The sequence below is a fragment of the Gallicola sp. Sow4_E12 genome (assembly GCF_052116305.1).
Lineage (GTDB): Bacteria > Bacillota > Clostridia > Tissierellales > Peptoniphilaceae > JBQKLI01.
The window spans coordinates 46,390-70,387 of the sequence record NZ_JBQKLI010000010.1 but is presented as its reverse complement, the minus strand read 5'-3'; the positions used below and the strand labels follow the sequence as shown (position 1 = coordinate 70,387).

General features: G+C 35.3%; 22 protein-coding genes. All 22 read right to left on the bottom strand.

From position 1 onward, the window contains the following. The 22 genes from ACTQ46_RS06895 to ftsW all read right to left on the bottom strand — a co-directional run bounded on the left by ACTQ46_RS06895 (position 1) and on the right by ftsW (position 23,995). Positions 1–1,224 carry an HlyD family efflux transporter periplasmic adaptor subunit gene (locus tag ACTQ46_RS06895; RefSeq protein WP_441748360.1) on the bottom strand — a complete coding sequence of 408 codons (1,224 nt, stop codon included), beginning with the start codon at positions 1,222–1,224 and terminating at the stop codon, positions 1–3. A 102-nt stretch (positions 1,225–1,326) separates the two neighbouring features. Next, entirely contained in the window at positions 1,327–2,550 is a 1,224-nt protein-coding gene (locus ACTQ46_RS06890; RefSeq protein ID WP_441748359.1) for a peptidase U32 family protein, read from the bottom strand. A gap of 13 nt (positions 2,551–2,563) precedes the next feature. Continuing rightward, positions 2,564–3,205, bottom strand: coding sequence for an O-methyltransferase (locus ACTQ46_RS06885; protein WP_441748357.1), 642 nt, complete (start codon positions 3,203–3,205; stop codon positions 2,564–2,566). A 54-nt stretch (positions 3,206–3,259) separates the two neighbouring features. Continuing rightward, positions 3,260–4,978 carry a ribonuclease J gene (locus tag ACTQ46_RS06880; RefSeq protein ID WP_441748355.1) on the bottom strand — a complete coding sequence of 573 codons (1,719 nt, stop codon included), beginning with the start codon at positions 4,976–4,978 and terminating at the stop codon, positions 3,260–3,262. Then, on the bottom strand, positions 4,926–5,381 hold the full coding sequence (locus ACTQ46_RS06875) for a Fur family transcriptional regulator (RefSeq protein ID WP_441748353.1): 456 nt from the start codon (positions 5,379–5,381) through the stop codon (positions 4,926–4,928). Before ACTQ46_RS06875 ends, ACTQ46_RS06880 begins: the two co-directional genes overlap by 53 nt. An 11-nt stretch (positions 5,382–5,392) precedes the next feature. Then, positions 5,393–5,632: a DUF1292 domain-containing protein gene (locus ACTQ46_RS06870; protein ID WP_441748351.1), complete on the bottom strand. Its 240-nt coding sequence runs from the start codon at positions 5,630–5,632 to the stop codon at positions 5,393–5,395. An 11-nt stretch (positions 5,633–5,643) separates the two neighbouring features. Then, positions 5,644–6,054: a Holliday junction resolvase RuvX gene (gene ruvX, locus ACTQ46_RS06865; RefSeq protein WP_441748349.1), complete on the bottom strand. Its 411-nt coding sequence runs from the start codon at positions 6,052–6,054 to the stop codon at positions 5,644–5,646. Further along, positions 6,055–7,005 carry an aldo/keto reductase gene (locus tag ACTQ46_RS06860; RefSeq protein ID WP_441748347.1) on the bottom strand — a complete coding sequence of 317 codons (951 nt, stop codon included), beginning with the start codon at positions 7,003–7,005 and terminating at the stop codon, positions 6,055–6,057. Further along, on the bottom strand, positions 7,006–7,287 hold the full coding sequence (locus tag ACTQ46_RS06855; RefSeq protein ID WP_441748345.1) for an IreB family regulatory phosphoprotein: 282 nt from the start codon (positions 7,285–7,287) through the stop codon (positions 7,006–7,008). A gap of 17 nt (positions 7,288–7,304) precedes the next feature. Then, positions 7,305–9,938 (bottom strand): alanine--tRNA ligase, encoded by a 2,634-nt coding sequence (gene alaS, locus ACTQ46_RS06850; protein ID WP_441748343.1) that lies wholly within the window; start codon positions 9,936–9,938, stop codon positions 7,305–7,307. A 21-nt stretch (positions 9,939–9,959) separates the two neighbouring features. After that, positions 9,960–11,183, bottom strand: a complete 1,224-nt coding sequence (locus tag ACTQ46_RS06845; protein ID WP_441748341.1) for an AI-2E family transporter — start codon at positions 11,181–11,183, stop codon at positions 9,960–9,962. A 100-nt stretch (positions 11,184–11,283) separates the two neighbouring features. Beyond that, positions 11,284–13,695 carry a leucine--tRNA ligase gene (gene leuS, locus ACTQ46_RS06840; RefSeq protein ID WP_441748339.1) on the bottom strand — a complete coding sequence of 804 codons (2,412 nt, stop codon included), beginning with the start codon at positions 13,693–13,695 and terminating at the stop codon, positions 11,284–11,286. 175 nt (positions 13,696–13,870) lie between these two features. After that, on the bottom strand, positions 13,871–14,632 hold the full coding sequence (locus ACTQ46_RS06835; RefSeq protein ID WP_441748337.1) for an amino acid ABC transporter ATP-binding protein: 762 nt from the start codon (positions 14,630–14,632) through the stop codon (positions 13,871–13,873). Positions 14,633–14,638: 6 nt separating this feature from the next. Continuing rightward, positions 14,639–15,283: an amino acid ABC transporter permease gene (locus ACTQ46_RS06830; protein WP_441748335.1), complete on the bottom strand. Its 645-nt coding sequence runs from the start codon at positions 15,281–15,283 to the stop codon at positions 14,639–14,641. Between the two features lies 1 nt (position 15,284). After that, a complete protein-coding gene (locus ACTQ46_RS06825) occupies positions 15,285–16,070 on the bottom strand; it encodes a transporter substrate-binding domain-containing protein (RefSeq protein ID WP_441748333.1) in 786 nt (261 codons plus the stop codon). Positions 16,071–16,220: 150 nt separating this feature from the next. Next, entirely contained in the window at positions 16,221–17,603 is a 1,383-nt protein-coding gene (gene asnS / locus ACTQ46_RS06820; RefSeq protein ID WP_441748331.1) for an asparagine--tRNA ligase, read from the bottom strand. Further along, positions 17,593–18,924: a replication-associated recombination protein A gene (locus ACTQ46_RS06815; RefSeq protein WP_441748329.1), complete on the bottom strand. Its 1,332-nt coding sequence runs from the start codon at positions 18,922–18,924 to the stop codon at positions 17,593–17,595. The genes asnS and ACTQ46_RS06815 overlap by 11 nt, the downstream gene beginning before the upstream one ends. 155 nt (positions 18,925–19,079) lie before the next feature. Further along, positions 19,080–19,541, bottom strand: coding sequence for a transcriptional regulator NrdR (gene nrdR, locus ACTQ46_RS06810; RefSeq protein WP_441748327.1), 462 nt, complete (start codon positions 19,539–19,541; stop codon positions 19,080–19,082). 3 nt (positions 19,542–19,544) lie between these two features. Then, complete coding sequence (gene ftsZ, locus ACTQ46_RS06805; protein ID WP_441748325.1) at positions 19,545–20,612, bottom strand: cell division protein FtsZ; 1,068 nt, start codon at positions 20,610–20,612, stop codon at positions 19,545–19,547. Between the two features lie 278 nt (positions 20,613–20,890). Further along, positions 20,891–21,784, bottom strand: coding sequence for a cell division protein FtsQ/DivIB (locus tag ACTQ46_RS06800; RefSeq protein WP_441748324.1), 894 nt, complete (start codon positions 21,782–21,784; stop codon positions 20,891–20,893). Positions 21,785–21,788: 4 nt separating this feature from the next. Then, positions 21,789–22,886 (bottom strand): undecaprenyldiphospho-muramoylpentapeptide beta-N-acetylglucosaminyltransferase, encoded by a 1,098-nt coding sequence (gene murG, locus ACTQ46_RS06795; protein ID WP_441748322.1) that lies wholly within the window; start codon positions 22,884–22,886, stop codon positions 21,789–21,791. Beyond that, complete coding sequence (gene ftsW / locus ACTQ46_RS06790) at positions 22,883–23,995, bottom strand: putative lipid II flippase FtsW (protein WP_441748320.1); 1,113 nt, start codon at positions 23,993–23,995, stop codon at positions 22,883–22,885. The genes murG and ftsW overlap by 4 nt, the downstream gene beginning before the upstream one ends. Between the last annotated feature and the right edge of the window lie 3 nt (positions 23,996–23,998).

The following is a 23,998-nucleotide window of genomic DNA, read 5'->3' as shown; positions in this document are numbered from 1 at the left end:
CTAATTTAATAGTTCTCCTTCCTGAACGGCCTTTGGATTTAAAAGTATTTCATCGTAAGCCTCTACCGTTTTAATTTCTTTGTCTTTTATTTTTATAAAACCATCGTTCCCTGCATCCAACACATATTTATTATTCTTCTCGCTTAGAATCTGAATCGGTTTGAAAATTACTATACCGCTGGCATCGCGAACAAAAACACCGTCTTGATCTTCTTTTTTTAATATGGCTGATTTCGATACTTCAAAGGCATTTGTCTCATAATTGATGATCGACATCTTTAAGGATCTGTCACGTTTTATGTGATTAAAACCTTCATCAAATACCGCATTGATTTGTGTGAAATCTTTTCCAATGCTTAAAGACTTCACAATTCCTTTAAAAGAATTGTCGCCGATTGCAATTGTTATAGGCGAACCTATTTCATAAGACTTGTACAAATCTTTATTTCCAACGGATAAGCGTAAAATATAATTAAGGTTGTTTATAACCTTATATCCTTCTTTTTTTTCCGGGAATTTAGCTAACGCTGCTTCAGAAAAGAAAAAGTCATTGTCAATATCATTTACGATATCATAACTTAAAACACTTTCATAATAATCGATTCCATTGACTATTTCGCCAGTATTTAATGTGACTACATCTTTACCTTGCTTTGTAATGATATCTTGATGAATTTTTAATCGAGATAAACGATCATATATTTGATCTTCCGTTAAATTAAAGTTTCTAAAATTCTCCGAATACCAGTTATTGACATTCATCAAATTGTTCTGATCTATTTCTCGAAGAAGTACATCTAAATTCTCTTTTGTTAATTCTTTGCGCGATATTTCGTTTTCATCATAACTTACTAATAGTTCTTCTAAGGTTTTGATTTCGCTTTCTAATGCTTTGATATTATACCCTGTAGTATTTGAATAATTTTCGTTCGTTTCCATCGGCGTACCTACTGAAACTTTCTGATCATTATTTTTTACGGCTCCCGTTGTGTTATATACAACTTCATCCCGTATAATCAAAGCTGTCGTGTCGATAATAGAACTATAGGTTGATGGTACTGTTAAGGTCGCCGATCTATTTTTGTAGAAATGAATATATAAATTGTAGATTAATAAAGCGGCTAGAACTAATCCAGCTATCCTAAAGATAGGATTTCTCTTTTGTCTCTTTGGCGAGACTCTTCTTTTTTTTGAATTCATCTTTCCAGTTCTTCGTCTCTCCAAGTACTATCACCTCATCCATAAACATATATAATACTATAATAGCATAAATCATAATAGATGAAAACGAATGAGGCGGCTTCAAAAGGGTTGATTTCTATGTGCTTAAGATATCTTTTTTCTTATCAAATCTCCTCTGTTAACCTCTTCTTCCAGAGGCACAAAAAATACTTCACGAGCATGATTTGCCACTTCGATTTCTTCGCCTTTTTCATTGATCATTTGGGAAATATTACAAATTTTAAAACCATCTTCAGGCCCGAATATTTCCACCTCGTCCCCTTTAAAAATTCGATTTCTCTGCTCAATCTTCGCCATTCTTTTCTCTTTATCATAATCGAGAACTATTCCGACAAAATCATAATCTCTGATATAGGAGCTGTTCTCATATAATTGATCTTCTTCAGTCGGTTTGTTTAAGAAAAATCCTTGGGTGAAATCACGATAGCTGACTTTCTTTATTTCACTTAATAATCTTTGTGCTAATTCAGCAGTATATTCCCCTCTGTAATATGCATCGATTGCTATTCTATAAGATCGAATTACCGTCGCAACATAATACTGGCTTTTAACCCTTCCTTCGATTTTAAAAGAATCAATTCCGCTTTCTATTAACTGCGGGATATATTCAATCATACATAAATCTTTTGAGTTAAATATGAAGGTGCCGCCATCTTCTTCTACTATAGGATAATACTCATTCGGTCTTTTTTCTTCTACAAGACGATACTTCCATCGGCAGGCTTGTGCACAATCGCCTCTATTTGCATCTCTTCCTGTCATATAATTACTCAAAAGGCATCTGCCTGAATAAGAAATACACATTGCCCCATGGACAAAAGCCTCTAAATCAACATCTGGTACCGCATCTTTTATTTTTCTGATCTCTTCTAATGATAGTTCCCGTGCAAGAACAATACGCTTCATTCCCAATTCTTTCCAAAATTTTATGGTTAAAGAGTTCGTTGCTGAAGCTTGAGTGGATAAATGAACTTCCATTTCTGGAGCAATATCCTTTATCACTGAAAATATTCCAGGATCAGATATAATCAGTGCATCTATTTTAAGTTTCACTAATTTCTGGACATATTCTTCGATTCCCACTAAGTCTAAGTCATGGGGAACAATATTCATTGTTACGTATATTTTTTTATTTCGTTCATGGACATATTCTACAGCTTCTTTCATCTTCTCATCTGTGAAATTTTTCGATGCAGTTCGCAGTCCATAGGCTTCCCCAGCCAAATAAATTGCGTCTGCGCCGTAATCTATGGCCATTTTTAGTTTATCTAAATCTCCAGCAGGAGCTAAAAGTTCAATTTTTTTCAATATCTGCACCTCTTTAATCTTTAATTGTAATCGCCATTCCGTCATCAAGCGGAATAATTGAAGTAGAAACTCCTTCAAGATTTGTGATATATGTTAAATATTCCCTTAATCTGCGAACGATCGTTATTTTTCTATGTTCTACTAAATCATCTGATGCAACCATCCCTCTAAATAAAATATTATCAGAGAGAATTACGCCTCCGCTGTTTAAGCGCAGCAAAGCTTCATCAAAATATTCTTTATAATGGCCTTTTGCTGCGTCTAAAAAAACAAAATCGAAAGGACCCTCCAAAAATCGGACAGCCTCTAGTCCATCTCCGCAAATAGAGTGAATATGTTCTCTCGCATCTGCTTTTTGAAAGTTTTCTATGGCTTTATAATACATCTCATCTTTGATTTCTATAGTTGTAATATGACAATCCGGTTGTGCTTTATACATAATTAAAGCGGAGTAGCCGATTGCTGTTCCTATTTCGAGGATTTTCTTTGGTTTTTTCATTTTGACAAGAGTCTCTAAAAACCTGGCCACTTCAGGCTCAATAATCGGTACAAAATGCTTTTTTGCATATTCTTCCATCTCTAAAAGCTGAGGATCTTTTGTTTCTGTTAATCCTTGTATATATTCAGTAATATAATCTTTTGTAATATTTGTCATTTTTCACCTTTGCAAAAACTTAAGAAAAGCTTAGAATTTCTCTAAGCTTTTCTACTATACTTCTACTATTATCGGCAGAATCATTGGATTTCGTTTGATTTCTGTAAATACAAAGGACTTTAAAGCACCTCTGATTTTATACTTAATAGTGCTCCAGTCTCTTATCTGCTTTTGGCTGCAGTCGTCTAATACCTTAGCTACAACTGCTCTTGCTTCATCCATAAGATCAGTATGTTCTTTTACATAGACAAATCCTCTCGAGATGATATCCGGACCTGCTACCACTTCTTTTTTATCTTTATTAACCGTAACAACCACGACGATCAAACCGTCTTCAGAAAGATGTTTACGATCTCTTAAAACTACATTCCCGACATCGCCCACACCTAATCCATCTACTAAAACATTGTCAGCGAAACTTGTTTCAACGAGTTTTGCAGTTTTTGAAGTGAATTCAATTGTATTTCCATTTTCTGCAACAAATATTGAATCTTCATCCATTCCTAATTTCATAGCTAGATTTTTATGAATTTTTAAATGTCTCGCTTCGCCATGCACCGGTATAAAATATTTCGGCTGAACAAGACTATGGATCAATTTCAGTTCTTCCTGACAAGCATGACCGGACACATGAACATCTGCCAAAGATTGGTATATTACTTTAACTCCGATTTCCGTCAGTTTATTAATAACACCATATACTGTTTTCTCATTTCCCGGAATAGGAGAAGCAGAAATGATTACCGTATCTGAAGGAACTAAATGCACCTTTCTATGATCTCCATAAGCCATACGAGTCATAGCACTCATAGGTTCTCCTTGGCTGCCTGTAGTAAGCAGACAAATCTCATGATCTTCATAATTATTAATTTCATTGATATCAATAAACGTTTCTGGCTTTACTTTCAGATAATTCAAATCTGTAGCAACAGAAACGGTATTTAACATTGAACGGCCAGACAACGCTACTTTTCTTCCATTTTCTTCAGCTGCAGAAATGATCTGCTGGATTCTATGAACATTCGAGGCAAAGGTTGCAACTACTATTCGATCTGAAGCTTTAGCAAATAATTCCTTAAAGGTTTCCCCTACAGTGCTTTCACTTAAAGTATAGCCTTCTCTTTCAACATTTGTACTGTCTGCGAATAAAGCTAAAACTCCCTTTGAGCCAAGAGCTGCAAGTCTGTTTAAATCCATTTTATCCCCATCTATCGGAGTATAATCGATCTTAAAATCACCTGTAAAAATCAGTACTCCCATAGGAGTATGAATTGCAAAACTTACAGCATCCGGTATGCTGTGGCTGGCTTGAATAAAATCGATTTTAAATACACCCAGTTTGATGCTTGCACCTTTATCTACAACATGAAGACAATTTTTGCTGAGATTATGTTCCTTTATTTTATTCCCTAAAAGTCCCATAGTAAGTCTTGTACCGTATACAGGGATATCTAATTTTTTTAATACATAAGGAATCGCTCCTACGTGATCCTCATGTCCATGGGTTACTACTATACCTCTAATTTTATCTTTGTTTTTTTCTAAATAACTGATGTCGGGAATGACAATATCTACTCCCAACATGTCCTCATCCGGGAAAGTCATTCCGCAGTCCACTATAATGATATCTTCTTTATATTCAACTACAGTCATATTTTTCCCGATTTCTTTTAGTCCTCCCAATGGGATTACTTTTAATTTATTCGGTTTTCTTGACACTTTATATCTCCTTCTTATCCTCTTCAGGATTTTGACATTCGGAGCATAATCCATAGAATTTTAGTTCATGATCTTGAACAACAAAACCATATTTATTTAAAAGCCCTTTTTCTATCTCTTCTAACAGACTCTCTCTAACTTCTAGAACTTTACCACAATTATTGCAAATAAGATGATGATGCTGATGTTCCTTATCCTCATCTGCTATTTCATATCTATATCGATTATCATCGAAATCTAATTTATAAGCGATATTTAATTCCTCAAATAATAAAAGAGTCCGATAAACAGTCGCTATGCCGATGTCTTTATCCATTTTGTTAACTATAAGATGTATTTCTTCAGGGCTTAAATGCGTACCTTTATTTTCATTAAGCACTTCGAATATCAATTCTCTTTGTTTCGTAAGCTTATAGCCATTTTGGATGAGCAACTCATGTAATCTTTCAGATTTCATGACTACCTCCATTACTGTGTTTTTTCTTCTTTTAATTCCTCATAGATCGCACAGGCATCATCTAATTCATCTTGATCCTCGATCCCTATAAAATTTACTTCATTGTCTACGTACTGAATTTTAAAAATATAATTTTCGCCGTCTTTAGTTGATGTCATTACAGCATAATCATCATCGTCCATGCCGAATGTATCTAAAAGATCAAAAATTTCTACTTCCCCATTTTCATCCGTTAATTCTAAACGATTCATCTTTTCCACCTCTATTGACAGTCTAAATAATTTTGTAAAATATAAGATGCAGCTACTGTATCGATCTTCTTCTTGCGGTCTTTTCTGCTGACATTGCCTTCAATTAATATTCTTTCAGCAGATACCGTTGTTAGACGCTCGTCATGAAATACAACTTCAACTCTCGTTCTTCTTTTCAATTTTTCTACGAAATCCATAACTTTTTCGCTCTGGGGTCCTATTGAATTGTCCATATTTTTGGGAAGTCCTACCACAATTCTAGTTATCTCATATTTTTCGATTAAGCTCAGGATTTCCTTCACATCTTTTTTAATACCTATTCTTTCTATGGTATACAATCCTTGAGCTGTTATAAAAAACGGATCGCTTATAGCAACGCCGATGGTTTTGTCTCCAACGTCTAAACCCATGTATCTATTCATTTAAATCACCTTTATATAGAAATCTTCGCATACAGTAGCACAATAACCGCATAATACGCATCTGCTGCTGTCTACGACAGCTTTATTATCCACAAGAGATAAAGCCTTTTGACCGCATCGTTTTACACAATTTCTGCACCCGATGCAGTAATCTTCAATAATCAGTTTTCTTTTTTTATGGCTTAATGTGCTTTTAAGCACTTCTGGATATATGCCATTTTCCAATAAAGAAAGATTGCAGTCTATTTCCTCTTTAGATTGAAGTCCAACAGCTATAGAATCAATAAATTCGCATTTTTTCAAGAATTGAAAGGCTTCTTCTATCTCTGCTATTAAATGACCTCCTCCTAAAGGTTTCATACTATAGATTCCCTTCGAAAGAGCTTTTGACTGACGAAGGGCCTCTACCATATCTTCAGCCGTTCCATCTGCTATGCCTAATCCTTTTTTATTTAGAATCGGATGAAGAACTTCAATCTCTTTATATTTGTTCGCTCCAAGGACACCACTTACTCTGTGAGTGGATAATCCGACTGCACGAATGTATCCTTTTTCTTTTGCTTTGATGAGATACTCTAACGCTTCGTAATGGCCTTTTATAGTATGTTCTGATTCCTGCTCATGGAGAAGAAATATATCTATATAATCCGTACCCAAACTCTCCATAGCTTCTTTTAACGCTTTTTCTGCAAGCTCTTCATTCCACGCATAAGTTTTCGAACTAATAATATAGTCTTGTCTAGGAATATAATCTAAAGCCTTTCGGATATACTGATAGTTTTCATAAAGCTGTGCCGTATCTACAAATTTGATACCTTTATCGTATCCATAACAAAGGAGCTCTGCACCTTCTTCTACAGTAAGATTCGATTGAAAGGGAGTCATTGTAAGACTCCCGAAACATAAAGGCGAAACTTCTATATCGGTCTTTCCCAAAAATCTTTTCTTCATTTATTTCTTCTCAATAATACCTAAATCATTTAAATAATAATTTAGAAGTTCTTCCAATAATTCGTCTCTATCTACTTGTCTAATTAAATTTCTGGCATTGTTATAGCTTGTAATATACGTCGGATCTCCAGACAATATATATCCTATTATCTGATTTTTTGGGTCATAGCCTTTTTCCTGCAAAGATTGATAAACTTTTTCAAGAATATCCTTAATCGCTATTTGTTCTTCTTTCGGAAGCACAAAGCGGACCGTTTCATTTTTATCAAAATCTTTATCCATTCTAATCTCCCTTCTGATTATAACATCTGTTCAACAATAGTTTTAACTTGTCCTAATGCTTCATCCACTTTAGAAATATCTTTTCCTCCAGCTGCTGCGAAATCTTTTCTGCCTCCGCCGTTTCCGCCAGTAATCTGTGCAACTTGTTTGACAATATTGCCTGCAAATACACCCTTTTCTATAAGATCTTTCGTTACCATAGCAATGAAATTCAGCTTTCCTTCTTTAACTGTCGAAAGTACAATAACTCCTGATGCTATCTGATCGCGAATTTTATCTCCAAGTCCTCGAATGGTATCCATATCCATATCTTCAAACTGGAAAGCAACAACTTTGCTGCCGTTGGATAATTCAGCAGCCTGGTCTAGTACGTCGTTTAAGGACTTAGCGCTCTCTTCTTGTTTTAAATTATGAACCTCTTTTTGAAGACCTTTGTTTTCACTCTGAAGTTCAATAATTCTTCGATCAAGTTCTTCTGGTGCAGCTTTTAATAAAGTACCGACATTTGAAAGGACACGGTCGGAACTTGTCATATGCTTATAAACTTCCCTTCCAGTAATTGCTTCAATTCTACGAATACCTGATGCGACAGAGGACTCTGACATGATTTTCAACATTTGAATATCAGATGTAGTGCTGACATGGGTACCTCCGCACAATTCCACAGAATATCCATTGCCCATATTTACTACACGAACTACATCTTTGTATTTGTCTTCAAAAAGGCCTATCGCACCTTCCTCTTGGGATTCAACTAAGCTCATTTCTCGAACAGCAACGGGAAGTCCTAAAGCGATTTGTTCGTTTACAATCTCTTCGATTCTTTTTAAATCTTCTTTTGAAATCCCTTCGAAATGAGTTAAGTCAAAACGAAGTCTCTTAGAATCTACATAGGAACCTGCCTGATTGATATGTTCTCCCAACACTTCTCTTAACGCTTTATTTAACAAATGGGTAGCAGAGTGGTTTTTCATCGTATCCCGTCGTGTCATAATATCGACTTCTGCTTCTACTTTGTCTTTTACAGATAAAGATCCCTCAGCAACCTCTACATGATGAAGTATTGCAGCATTTTTGTTCTTCTGAGTATCTCTTACTTCAGCAAAACCAAATTCTCCTCTTAAAAAGCCGATATCTCCCACTTGACCTCCGCTTTCGCCATAGAAAGGAGATCGATCTAGTACTATTATACCCTTTTCTCCCTCAACAAGTCGATCTGTCTCTTTGCCTTCTTTAAATATCCTTAAGATTTTTCCAGATGAAGCAAGCTCGCTGTATCCTAAGAACTCTGTTCCATCCAATTCTTTAATTACAATATTGTCTGTTTTTTCCCAAGCCTCGTTATCCCCGTCTTCTCGAGCGCTTCGAGATCTTGTTTTTTGTTCTTCCATCAGCTTTTTGAATGTTTCTTCGTCTACTGTGTAGCCTTTTTCTTCTGAGATTTCTTTTGTTAATTCATAAGGAAAGCCAAATGTATCATATAATTTGAAAGCATTTTCTCCGCTGATAGTGTTCCCTTCTTCGCTGTCCATGATTGATTCTAAATGTTTTAGACCTTGTTCTAGGGTTTCTTGGAATTTTAATTCTTCTGTTTCCAGTATTTTAAAAATCCTTTCCTGATCTCTTGTTAACTCAGGATATTCTCCGCTATAAGAAGACATTACCGCTTTGGATATTTCTGTTAAGAATACACCTTTAACACCGAGAAATTTGCCATGGCGGGATGCTCTTCGGATTAATCTTCTTAATACATATCCTCTTCCCTCATTGCTTGGAATAATGCCATCATATATTAAGAAAGTAGCTGCTCGGATATGGTCGGCAATAATACGTATAGAAACATCTTTTACAGAGTCTTCTTCGTATTTTATATTTGCTTTTCTTTCTATTGCATCAATAATATTTTTAATCACAGATACTTCAAAAATGTTGTTAGCACCTTCTAAAACCAGTGCAATTCTTTCTAGTCCCATTCCAGTGTCGATATTTTTATGTTCCAAGGGATGGTATTCTCCGTTTGCATCTTTGTTGAATTGTGTAAACACCAAGTTCCAAACTTCTAAATAACGATCACAATCACAGCCTGGTTTGCAGTCAGGATCGCCGCAGCCGAATTCCTCTCCTCTGTCAACATGAATTTCTGAACAAGGACCGCAAGGTCCTTCTTCTAATTCCCAAAAGTTATCTTCTTTTCCTAAGCGAACGATTCTTTCTTCTGGAAGACCAATTTCGTTTTTCCAAATATCATAGGCCTCATCGTCTTCAAGATATACAGAAGCCCATAACAGCTCATCTGGTATTTCCATTTTTTCAGTTAAAAACTCCCAAGCCCAAGTAATAGCTTCTCGTTTGAAATAATCGCCAAAAGAAAAATTTCCCAGCATTTCAAAAAATGTACCGTGGCGATGGGTAATTCCAACTTGGTCTATATCTCCTGTTCGTATACATCTTTGAGAAGATGCAGCACGATCTTTCGCCATTTTAAATTCTCCGGTAAAATATCTTTTTAAGGGAGCCATCCCTGCATTAATAAGCAGTAAACTCTTGTCGTGTTCAGGAATTAAAGAGTAAGACTTTAGAATTAGATGTTCTTTCTCTTCAAAAAACTTCAAAAACTCGCTTCTAATTTCGTTCATGTTCAAATTTTTCATATATATAAATAACCTCCAAAATTATAGAGTCGAATCTGTTTCTTCCTCTTCTTCATCTTGAATAAAGAAGTCTTTCAAATTCGGCTTAATATGTTTAAAAATAACTTTTGCAGTTGCCACTACCGGCACTGATAAAACCATTCCGGGAACTCCAAACATTCCTCCGCCTATTACTAAACTCAATAATATAAGAATCGGATTCATCCCTATGCTGGCGCTTAATACACGTGGCGCTAAAATATTATTCTCTGCCCATTGTATAATGACAAAGAAAATCCCTACCCAAACAGCCTTAATCGGATTATCTAAAAGAGCTAAAATAAAGGCAGGTAAAAAACCTAAAAATGGACCGATATAAGGAATAATATCTGCAACAAACGTAATAATTCCGATGACAAGAGCAAAATCTATCCCTACAATCAAAAGCATAATTGTAGTTAAAACCCCTACAAAAAACGCCATAACAATTCTGCCGCGGACAAAATTTGAGTTTACATTGTCTATATCTGCAAAAATATTATTGACTTTATCCCGGCTTTTTATAGGAATTAAACCGCTTATATTTCGAATTATACTTTCTTTATCTAATATAAAATAAAAACATAGTATCGGTGCTAATACAATTCGAACGAGATTGCTGATAATCCCTGAAGCAGAATTTGAGAGACCGGTAAATCCTTCTAACGCTCTGGTTTGCAGATTTAAAAATAAATTTTTCATTTCTTCTGTCATTTGAGTAGCAAAAGTATTCATCATCGCATTCTTGCTAAATAAATTTTCGTTTATATTATTGATCCATAATAAAGTATCATTGATTAAAGTCGGCAGCTGAACCAGAAAATCCTTTACTTGCCGAACCGTCTGAGGGATCAGCAGCAGTCCTAAAACAGCAAATAATGCCACAACGCCTAAATAAACAATTAATATTGCCCATGATCTTTTTATCCCTCTTTTTTCTAATCTCTTTACAAGAGGATTGATTAAATATGCTAAAATTAATGCAATAATTATAGTTACAACAGTATCCATTAATATCTTATAACGATTAAATAAATACAATGTTAACAATACTAAAACAATAATTACAGCTGTTCTCTTAACAGAACTGAGGTCTAGAATAATTCTATTGTTTCTGTTAACTTTTTTATTCCCTATATTGATTAAATAATAAATCAGAAGACACACTAAACTGATTACTACAATATTCAATACATTTGATAACAGTCTTGGAACATCAAAAGGCATTTTCTCAGCTCCTTCCTTCGATAGTGTAAAACAATCTATCATCTATTATACTACAAGGGTAGAACAAAAAAAAGGAGCACGAAACGTGTTCCTTTTTTAACTATTTTACTACAATATTAAATATTTTACCTTTTATATAAATCTTTTTGACAATATTTTTGCCTTCTAAATGCTTTAGAACAGCTTCGTCTTTATTTACTCTTTCCATAATTTCATCTTCAGAGGCTTCAACGCTGATTCTAATAGTACTTCTCAGTTTGCCGTTTACTTGTATCGGCAGATCAATTTCGTTATCTACTGTCTTTTCTTCCTCATATAGCGGCCACTGTGTATCAGAGATTTTTCCTTGATATCCCTTTAACTGCCATAATTCTTCGGTAATATGAGGGGCTACGGGATTTAAAAGGATAAGGTATGTTCTAAATTCATCTTCTGTAACGCTTCCCTTTTTATTAAAATCATTTAATAAAGTCATAAGCTGAGCTATAGCTGTATTAAATTTCAGATTTTCGAAATCCTGGCCTACTTTTTTTATGGTTTTATGCATTGCTGTTTCTAAATCCGCAGAGTAGCCTTTTTCCTTATTAACATTGGCAGATGCATTCCACACACGTTCCAAGAATTTACGGCAGCCTTTTACTCCATTTTCGCTCCAAGGTACAGATTTTTCAAAATCCCCAATGAACATTTCGTAGGTTCTTAAAGTATCTGCTCCGTAATCATTTATAATATCATCTGGATTGACTACATTTCCTCTAGATTTGGACATTTTTTCCATATTGTTTCCAAGAATCATACCATGGCTCGTTCTTTTCCTATAAGGCTCTTTCGTTGGTACAACACCAAGATCATATAAGAATTTATGCCAAAATCTTGAATAAAGCAGGTGAAGGGTTGTATGCTCCATACCTCCATTATACCAATCTACAGGAGTATAATAGTCTAAGGCTTCCTCGCTTGCTAGAGCCTTGTCGTTATCTGGATCCGTATAACGAAGGAAATACCATGAAGATCCTGCCCACTGGGGCATAGTATCCGTTTCTCTCTTCGCTTTCTTTCCGCATGCAGGACACGTTGTATTCACAAAAGAATCTATTTTTGAAAGCGGCGATTCTCCGTCATCTGAAGGCTCATAGTTTTCAACATCTGGAAGCTCAACAGGAAGCTCTTCTTCCGGTACCGGAACCCATCCGCACTCATCGCAATAGATTAGAGGAATTGGTTCACCCCAGTAACGCTGTCTCGAAAATACCCAATCTCTTAATTTGTAATTCTTTTTCGCCTGTCCGATTCCTTTTTCTTCCAAATACTCGCGCATCTTAATTTTTGCATCTTCTACAGAAAGACCATCTAAAAATCCCGAATTCATCATGGTTCCTGTTTCTGTATCTGTATAGGCTTCTTCGCTGATATCTCCACCGGCAACAACCTGAACAATAGGAAGATCGAATTTTTTCGCGAATTCATAATCTCTTGTATCATGACCTGGAACCGCCATAATTGCACCAGTCCCGTAGCTCATTAATACATAGTCGGAGACATAGATCGGAATTTTCTTGCCTGTAGCTGGATTTACCGCCTCAAGACCTTCAATTCGAACGCCTGTTTTGTCTTTATTCAACTCTGTTCTTTCAAATTCAGATTTTTTAGAAACTTCTTTTTGATATCTGTGAATCTCTTCCATATTTCCAATTTGGTCGTGGTATTTATCTAATAGAGGGTGTTCAACAGCTATTACCATATAAGTAGCACCAAATAATGTATCCGGTCTTGTTGTATACACTGTTAAGGAGTCCTCTGTATCCGCAACTTGAAATTCCAATTCGCAGCCGTAAGAACGTCCAATCCAGTTAATTTGCTGCGCTTTAATCTTGTCTAAATAATCTACATCCTTTAGATCATCGATTAAACGATCCGCATATTTTGTGATTTTAAGCATCCATTGGCTTTTAATTTTATGAACGACTTCCGCTCCGCAGCGCTCGCAGACTCCTCCTACTACTTCTTCATTGGCTAGACCGCATTTGCAGGACGGACACCAATTTATAGGCATCTCTGCCTTATAAGCCAAACCTTTCTCGAATAGCTTTTGGAATATCCATTGGGTCCATTTATAGTACTTCGGATCCGTCGTATTGATTTCTCGATCCCAATCAAAAGAAAACCCGATTGACTTCATTTGTTCTTTAAAATGAGCAATATTTTCCGCAGTTACTATACTTGGATGTACTTTGTTTTTAATCGCATAGTTTTCCGTCGGAAGACCAAATGCATCCCAGCCTATAGGATAAAGCACATTATATCCCTGCAATCTTCTTTTTCTAGATACAATATCTAAAGCAGTATAAGGTCTAGGATGGCCTACATGCAGACCTTGGCCTGAAGGATAAGGAAATTCGATTAATGCATAAAATTTCTCTTTTTCTTGATCGATTTCTGTTTTGAAGGTTTTCTCTTCCTCCCAAATTTTTTGCCATTTTTTTTCAATAGCATTTGGATTATAAGTATCCATGTCATTCCTCCTGTATATGAATAAAACATATTATCGTTCTCTTTTAAACGCTTTTATCAGTATATCATTATTTAAAATAGCTTTCAATGAAGAGCCTTTAATTCTCTTTAATCGATAAATAGTTCCCCAGCAAAAACAAAAAAGAAAGCATAAATCCGCTTTCTTTTAAAAGATATTATTGTAATCCTTGATAATCAAGAAATAATCTCGTTCTGTCTTCTTTTGGATTTAACAGAACTTCATCAGGAGTTCCTTCTTCTACGATAAAACCCTGATCCATAAAAATCACCCAGTCTGCTACTTCTCTGGCGAAATCCATCTCATGGGTTACAATAACCATAGTACGATCTTCCTTCGCCAAATCCTGTATTACTTTCAATACATCTTTTGTTAATTGGGGATCTAAAGCCGATGTAGGTTCATCAAAGAATAAAACTTTCGGATCCATAGCCAAAGCTCTAGCAATAGAAGCTCTCTGCTTCTGTCCTCCTGAAAGCTGATAAAGAAACGCATCCCCTTTTTCTTCCAAACCCATTTTTCTTAGTAGAAGATTTGCTTCCTGCAAGGCCTGTTCCTTCGTTTTTTTCAAAACATGAACTGGTGCCAGCGTAATATTTTCTAGGACAGACAAATGAGGAAATAAATTAAAATCTTGGAAAACCATACCGAATTTTCTTTTAATTTTCTCTAGTTCCTCGCCTGATGCATAGACAACATCTCCACCTTCCATATCTGCTAAAACATCTTCTTCATACTGGATTTTTCCGGCATCGATAGCTTCTAAAGTTGCTGCACAGCGGATCATTGTAGACTTGCCAGAGCCAGATGGTCCTATAATTACAAGAACTTCCCCTTGCTCTACCTTTAAGCTGATATTTTTAATAACTTCTTCATTTCCAAAAGACTTTCTAATATTTGTCATTTCTAAAAGATTCATATTTTCCTACCTATAATAATTCAAACGATTTTCAAATTTTTCAAAAATAAAAGCTACTAAATAGTTCATCACATAGTAGAAGACTCCTACAGCAATTAAAGGCGTTAAAGATGATGTTCTCGCTGACATGGCTTTTGCAACAGTGAATGTTTCGCTTACTGCAATAACAAAGGCCAAGGATGTATCTTTCACTAAAGTAATTACTTCATTTGTTATAGAAGGCAGCACCGTCTTTACAACTTGCGGAAGTATAATCTTGAAAAATGTTTGTGAAGTAGATAAACCCAAAACCTTCGAGGCTTCGTATTGGCCTTTAGGAATAGCATCAAAACCGCCTCTGTAAATTTCCGCAAAATAACAAGCATAATTAAGGACGAAAGCTACAATTACTGCCGTGAATCGATCTAAGGTATTAAGCCCCATCAAATAAGCCGGACCGTAGTATACAAACATAAGCTGAAGCATTAACGGAGTACCTCTCATAATGGATATAAAGAAAGATGTTATCTTAGATAAAGGCATAAATTTTGATTTCTTTGCAAGCATAATGATAATCCCAAGAGGGATAGACATTAACGCTGTTAAGAAAAAAATTATTAATGTATTTTTGAAACCGCTGGATAATTCTGTAAAAACACTAATTATATTCATATTATTCGCCTAATGTAATAATATCCTCTGCGAAGTATTTGATGGATAATTCTTGCAATTTATTTTCATCATTTAATTCTTGCAGCGCCTTGTCAACTTTAGCTGTAAGCTCATCATCACCCAGTTTAAAACCAACTGCATAATCTTCTTCAGATAAAGCTTCCTCTATTACTCTAAACTTTCTTCCTTGGCTTATATTATATCGTGCAACTATTTCATCCATTAATACTGCATCGCAAGCGTTCACTTCTAAATCATTTAAAGCCGTCATATTTTCCCCAACTCTAGTTACTTCTCCAAGACTGTCTTTAAATTCTTTGTTCGCTTCTAATGCATTATCTGATGTTGATTCTTGCTGCAGTTCAACTCTTTTGCCAGCCAAATCGCTTAAACTTTGATACTCGGAATCCTCTAACACTACAAGAATTTGTCGGTTTTTCATATAAGGTTTAGAGAAATTATATTGACCTTCTCTTCCAGTCATTGTAAAACCATTCCAAATGCAGTTGATATTTCCTGTTTCCAACTCCGCATCCTTTGAATCCCAGTTTACCGGCTGAAGTTTAATATCCATGCCCATTTTTTCTGCTGCAAGTTTTGCTAATTCGATATCAAAACCTGTAAATTCTCCATCTTCACCTACAAATCCCATAGGCGGGAAGTTTTGATCAAATCCTACAATCAAAGTATTTCCTTCTGCCGTTTCTGTGTTCTTTTCGCCACCGCCGCAGCCGGCAAGGGTAAATGTTAATAATAAAGCAATAATCAGTACACCAATTTTTTTCATTTCATTCCTCCATATGTATATTCATTACAATACTATACTATCACACTGTTTTATTTTGGTAAATCTTTAATAAACTAATATTTACAAGAAGTTCACATAAAAAACACGTCTCTGCAAAGGAAACGTGTTTTTTATATTTGTTTTTTGTTTTTAGAATTCGCATTGACCTACAGTTCTTGGGAATGGCAGGACATCTCTTATATTACTCATGCCGGTAATATACATAACCATCCGTTCAAAACCTAATCCGAATCCGCCGTGCTTCACTCCGCCGTATTTTCTTAACTGGAGATACCAGTCATAGTCTTCAATGTTCATACCGTTTTCCACAATTTTTTCTTCAAGAATGTCAAGGCGCTCTTCCCTTTGGCTGCCGCCGATAAGCTCTCCAATACCAGGAACTAATAGATCTGTAGCAGCAACAGTCTTGCCATCGTCATTATTTCTCATATAGAACGCTTTGATTTCTTTCGGATAATCTGTAATAAATACAGGTCCTTTGACAACTTTCTCTGATAAATATCGTTCATGCTCTGTCTGAAGATCAACACCCCATTCTACAGGATATTCGAATTTTTCTTTGGAATTTTTTAAGATTTCAATCGCTTCCGTATAAGGAAGTCTTTTAAAACTTGAATGAAGTACATTTTCAAGACGTTCCATAAGATTTTTGTCTATCCGTTGGTTGAAAAATTCCATATCTTGAGGACATTCTTTCAGAACATAATCAATAATATATTTAACCATGTCTTCTGCTAAATTACATACATCTGTTAAATCCGCAAAAGATATCTCCGGCTCGATCATCCAGAATTCCGCTGCATGTCTTGCTGTATTTGAATCTTCTGATCGGAATGTCGGTCCAAATGTATAGATGTTTTTATAAGCCAATGAATAGGCTTCTCCTTCCAGCTGTCCACTTACAGTTAAATGAGCATTTTTATGGAAGAAATCTTGAGTATAATCGATATTTCCTTCTTCTGTTAACGGAACATTCTGAAGATCCATTGTTGTAACAGTAAACATCTCTCCAGCGCCTTCTGCATCGGATGTAGTTATAATCGGTGTATGCACATAGATGAAACCTCGTTCATTGAAGAATTTATGAATAGCAAAGGATAACGCGCTTCGCACTCTAAAAACAGCATTAAAGGAATTCGTTCTGGGTCTAAGATGCTGCAATGTTCTTAAATATTCAAAGGTATGTCTTTTTTTCTGTAAAGGGTATTTTTCAGAAGAGAGTCCTTCCACCACTATTTCAGTTGCCTGAACTTCAAAGTCCTGCTTTGCTTGAGGTGTTTTCACCACAATTCCCTTCACTGTTATACCTGAACTTAGATGAAGCTTTTCAAGTTCCTTGAAGTTTTCCAGTTCTTTTGGAACAACAATCTGCAAGGATTTAAATTGGGATCCATCATTTAATTCGATGAAACCAACATTTTTCGTAAAGCGGCTGTTTCGAATCCAACCGTTTAGTTCAACCTCCTTTTCTAAATATTGTTCATAATTGTTCCATAATTCGCTAATCAACATTCTTATCTTCCTCCCGCTGGGTTAATAAATTCATAAACTCAATAATGTCTTTTTCATACCCGATCTCTTTTGGATTATAAAATTTCTCATTCTTGAATTCTTCAGGCAGATACTGCTGTTTTACATATCCGCCATAATCATGGGGATATAAATATCCGGATCCTCTGCCAAGATCCTTTGCTCCGTTAAAGTGGGCGTCTCTCAAATAACTAGGTATCGTCATTTTTCCGCCTTGGTTAATTTTTTCTTCCGCTTTTAGTATCGCTAAATAAGAAGCATTGCTTTTGGGTGCTGTAGATAAATAAAGCACACCTTGGGCTAAATTAAGCTTACATTCCGGAAGTCCTATGACTTCGCAAGCTTTAAAGACAGACACTGCTATATTTAATGCATTGGGGTCTGCATTTCCGATATCTTCACTGGCAAAAATCACCATTCTTCTAGCAATAAATTTCGGATCTTCTCCTGCTATTATCATTTTGGTTAAGTAAAACAAAGCTGCATCCGGATCAGAGCCTCTCATTGATTTGATAAACGCAGAGATTGTGTCATAGTGTTCGTCGGAATTTTTATCATAGCTTACAGTGGGCCTGATTACAGAATTTTTAATAGAGTCCTCATCAATAATAATTTTTCCGTCTGTTTCTTCTGAAGATAGTACCGCTATTTCTAAAGTATTTAAGGCATTTCTGCCGTCTCCTCCTGAAATCTGCGCTAATAATTTCAAAGAATCTTCGCTGATATCGATATTCATATCTCCTAATCCTACCGGATTCTGGAGAGCCTTCTTGAGCATATTTATAATCTCCTCATCGGGCAGACGATGGAGTTCAACTATAAGACATCTGGAAACCAAAGCTTTATTTACCTCAAAATATGGATTCTCTGTCGTTGCTCCGATCAGAACTACAGTCCCGTTTTCAACGAAGGGAAGCAATGCATCCTGTTGGCTTTTATTAAAACGATGGATTTCATCTATAAAAAGAATTGTTCCTTTATTATAAAACTTCAAATTATCTTCAGCAGCTTTCGTAACAGCTCGGATATCCTTCACTCCTGATGTTACTGCAGAAAGTTTCTCGAATATACGATTTGTCTGCTTTGAAATAATCATCGCCAATGTTGTTTTTCCTGTTCCAGGCGGTCCATAAAAAATCATAGATGGTACTTTATCTGAAACGATCATTCTATACAAAGGCTTGCCTTTTGATAAAATATGCTGCTGCCCATAGAAATCATCAAGATTTTCTGGTCTGATTCTGCTAGCTAACGGCGCATTCTTTTTTCTTGTTTTTTCCAAACTGTATTCGAATATATCCATTTCCCCTCATTTCTTTGTTTTATATCAATAGACCTGCCTGCCTTATCCTTAAAGGATAACGATCTTTTACTATTATACAATAATTATTAGAATAATACATTTGATATAAAAACAAAATAATTCCACAAATTTATGCCAAGTAAAAAACAGAAGAGTTACTCTTCTGTTTTTCCTTTTATTTTTTCGATTTCTAATAAATAGGAATCAATATCTTTAAATTCTCTATATACAGAAGCAAACCGTACATAGGCTACCTGGTCAATATTTTTCAACCGCTCCATAACCATTTCGCCTATTAGAGCTGTTTCGATTTCAGATTGATTCAAATGATTCAATTCAAATTCGATTTCTTCAGATGCCTTTTCTAGAACTTCTAAAGGCACCTTGCGTTTTTCGCAGGCGTGAATCATACCATTTAAAATTTTATTCTTATCAAATTTTTCCCTCTCTTTATTCTTTTTTATCACGATAATAGAGTGGTTTTCGCATTTTTCATAGGTTGTAAAACGCTTCTTACAATCTTGGCATTCTCGTCTTCTTCTGATCTCGCTGTTATTTTCTACAGCTCTCGAATCGATAACTCTGGTACTTTGATGATTGCAAAAAGGACATTTCATTTCTTAGAATCCTCTTTTTCTTAAGAAAGAAGGAATTTCTATATCGTCAGAGCTGGAAGTTTCGCTTTTTTCTGTTTTGCCTTTAGATTCTTGAGAAGATTTCGGTGAAGTTACTTTATTTGCATCAAATCCAGTAGCTATTACAGTAATTTTGATATCATCTTTTAAGGATTCATCGATTCCTGCACCGAAGATTATATTTGCATCAGCATCTACTTCTTCACGAATTAAATCTGCTGCTTCAGTAACTTCGAACAAACCTAAGTCTGACCCTGTAACATTTATAAGCACTGCTTTTGCCCCGTCGATAGATGTTTCTAATAACGGACTTTTAATCGCAAGCTTTGCTGCATCAATCGCTCTATTTTCTCCTGTTGCTTGTCCGATACCCATATGAGCTATTCCTTGATCGCTCATAGTTGCCTTCACATCTGCAAAGTCCAAGTTAATCAAGTTTGGTACTGCGATCAAGTCTGAGATACCTTGAATACCATTAAACAATACTTGATCTGCCATCATGAATGCTTCGGCAATTGAAGTTCTTTTTTCCGCAACTTGTAATAATCGGTCGTTTGGAATAGTAATTAATGTATCTACCTTGTCTTTTAACTGCTCTATACCTTGTTCAGCTTGAACTTGTCTTTTTCTTCCTTCAAAAGCAAAAGGTTTCGTTACGACACCGACTGTTAAAATGCCCATCTCTTTGGCTGTTTCAGCAACTACAGGAGCTGCTCCTGTTCCAGTACCGCCGCCCATTCCTGCAGTAATGAAGACCATATCCGCTCCTTGAAGAGCCTCTTCAATTTCGTTTTTGCTTTCTTCTGCTGCTTTCTGCCCGATAGATGGATCTGCACCGGCTCCTAAACCTCTTGTCAGTTTTTCTCCAATTTGAATTTTTGTATCAATAATTGATGAATTTAAAATTTGACGATCTGTATTGATCGCTATGAATTCTACTCCTCTTAAACCTTCGCTGTACATTCTAGAGATAGCGTTGTTTCCGCCGCCACCAACACCAACTACTTTTATTGACGCCATGTCGTTATTGCTTACTTCCATTTCAAAACTCATTATTCTTCCTCCTTAGGTTCTCTCGATTATTGCTTATACTATAATTATATAGGAAATAAAACTTTCTGTCATAGAGATTCAAGCATATTTAGGCCTGTATTTTTTCTCAAATTTTATTGGTCTTAAAATCTAGTAGATTAACTTAATTACTTTAAAACTTTAAATATCATAATCAATTCTTGGTTTTATAGTACAACTTTACAATTTCTTCGATTATCCTTGTTTTTATCTTTGTTTATTAATTTTATTTTTCATTCTCTCTTTATACTTAAAGTACATCAAGGTCTGTTGTTTGCTGCAGGATTCTCTTCGGGAGCCTTTCTATCTTCACTGGAATTATTCTCTATATTTAAAGTATCTTTTTGATTCTTAGGGATTATAATAGGAGGCTGATTATTGTTTAAAATGACTTTTTCCAATAGAACTTCCTTCTTATTGCTCTCCTCTAAAATCTTTCTCAATACTCCCATTTTGCTAAAAATATTTTCAATATTTCCAAACTCCACAATAGTATTGTCCTTTAATATAATTTTCATATTCCCGGGGTTTGAAAGATCGATTTCTTTTATATATGGATACAAATTATATTCAACAATGGATTTATTTAAATCTCTAATATAGGAATCTTTCGGAAGAGCTTTTGTGCTGTTTAATTCTTCTATCATTATACCGGTAATTTTTATGATCTCTTCTTTTCCTTCATTGTTGTCTGGGGATATATCTCCGTCGCCGCTTATTGTATAGATTTTATTATTCGATTCAAAATAAGCAAAAGTATAATTTTCTTCCACCGTAATGTGAACTCTATTCGGAATATGGCGGTTAATCTTAACGGATTGAATATCTGGAATTTTTTTTACTGCTTCTTCCGATTCTCCTGTTTTTATCCTGAATAAATTATCTCCCTTTTGAAAGTTCACCGCTTCGATTATTTTTTCTTTCGTGTTTTTAACCGCCCCGTTAACTGTAATATACTGAATATTAAATATTGGATGAGTTAAACCCAGATAGACCCCTACCGCCGCAATGCCTATTACTAAAAATAATATCCAGCGAAATAGAAACAAAAAAGTATTTGCAACTTTTTTAACCTTTCTTTTTTTATGCTGTTTTTTATAATTAGATGAGATATGTGAATTTTTCTGCTGCTCTTTGTTTTTATCATCAACCATAATGTCACCTTATTTTCTTAATGATTTCATCTACAATAATTTTTGCAGCATTCGGCTTTGCAAGTTTTTTCGAAGCAGATTCCATCTCCTCAAGTCTTTGAGGAGAAGAAATAATCCGATTAATTTCTCGAAGCAAAATCGACCCTGTTAAATCTTTTTCCAAAATAACACTAGATGCCCCATTCTTTTCATATACTCTAGCATTATATTCTTGGTGGTTTTCTGTAGTATAACCTTTTGGTATAAGGATACTTGCTAAACCGACAAAAGATATTTCCGCAAGGGTAATAGCACCTGAACTTGTAATGATCAAATCCGATACATTGTAAGCTTTATCCATTTCCTTCATATAGGGATACACTTTAACATTATCAGGAATAGTTTCCGCATTTTTCAAAAATTCATCATAATTATTCTTACCTGTAACATGAATAAGCTGGATATTTTGATTCTTGCTAATATCCTTGAGTATTTCTAAAACAGCGTTGTTGATAGAGGCAGCACCATTGGATCCTCCAAAGCTGAAAATCGTCTTTTTATTCTTGTCTAGTCCAAAATAATTATAATCTGCACTTTTATCCCAATCCATATCTGCAAATCGATTCCTTATAGGGTTTCCAGTGACAACAGCGTTAGCATTTTTTTTAAAAAATTTTAAACTTTCTTTGAATGTAACAAAATATAGATCTACATAATTTGATAAGATCTTATTCGTAATACCAGGATAACTATTTTGTTCATGGAAAAGAGAAAATATACCCTTTCTTGCAGATGCAAACAGTACAGGTCCGCTAACATATCCTCCTGTCCCTATAACCGCATCCGGCTTAAATTCTTTTATTATTTTTTTAGACTCTCTCAATCCTTTGAATAACTCTTTCGCTGCTATGAAGGATTTTATATTCACTTTTCTTGGCAGTCCTTTTACATGGATCGTTTTAAAATTTATTCCCAAATCAGGGATAATATTGTTTTCTAAACCATGTGCAGTTCCAACATAAAGAATCTCGGTATTCGGATCTCTTTTTTTAAATTCTTCAATAATGGCAACAGCAGGATAAATATGGCCTCCTGTACCGCCGCCTGAAACTATGATTTTCATCTATTTGTCTCCTTCATATATGTCTGGCTATGAATATTTTGCAGTATTCCAATAAATGCTAAAAATATTATTAGAGATGTACCTCCTTGGCTGATAAGGGGCAGTGTAATACCTGTAGGGGGAAACAAACCTATTACTACAGCAATATTTAAAAAAGCCTGCAGTCCTACAATAAGTGTAATCCCTATAGCTAAATATCGTCCAAAAAGATCTTCGCATCGAAAAGCAATTTTTATGCCCCTATATATTAATACAATATAGAGAGAAATCACAAATACTGCTCCTATAAAACCTAGTTCTTCGCAAAGAATGGCAAAAATGAAATCGCTATGAGCTTGGGATAAGTAAAAGTACTTTTGGCTTGATTTTCCGATTCCTACGCCAAAGAGCGAACCAGAGCTTACCGCAAACAAAGACTGCACCAGCTGCCATGCTTCATCATCTCGATAAGCTAAGGGGTTAAATATAGCCCTGACACGGCTTAAACGGCTATAAGCGCTGTTTGAATAGAAAATAGCAATCAAGCCAAATATTACGACGAAAACACCTGAAACAAGAAAATGTTTAATATTTGACCCTGCTGCTAAAAATAATAACAAAACTGCTGCAATAATTACTATAGCCGTAGATAAATCCGGCTGAGTATATACGGCACCTCCTGCAAGGCCTGCTATTAATATCATCGGAAAAAACCCGTAGGCTAAAGTTTTTATCTTCTTCTGATTATTAGATAAGTACCAGCTTGAAATGCAAACCGCTCCGAATTTCAATACATCAGAAGGCATAAAGCTCATTCCGCCTATTTCAAGCCATCTTCTCGCATTATTTACAGTAGAACCCAAAGGGCTGTGAACCAAAAGAGCCAGAAATAGTGAAATAACGAATATCGGAATAGCATAATTTTTGAATATCTTATAGGGAAACTTCATGCAAAAAAGCATCACTACTATACCTGCAAGACCAAATAGCAGCTGCCGCTGAAAAATAAAGAATGGAGAATTATTTTCAGCTGCAGAAGCCGGCCAAGAGGAACTATAGACCATTACAAGACCTATAAGAAACAGCAGCAGTGTGACAATTAACAGAGATTGATCATATTTGCTCTTCATATT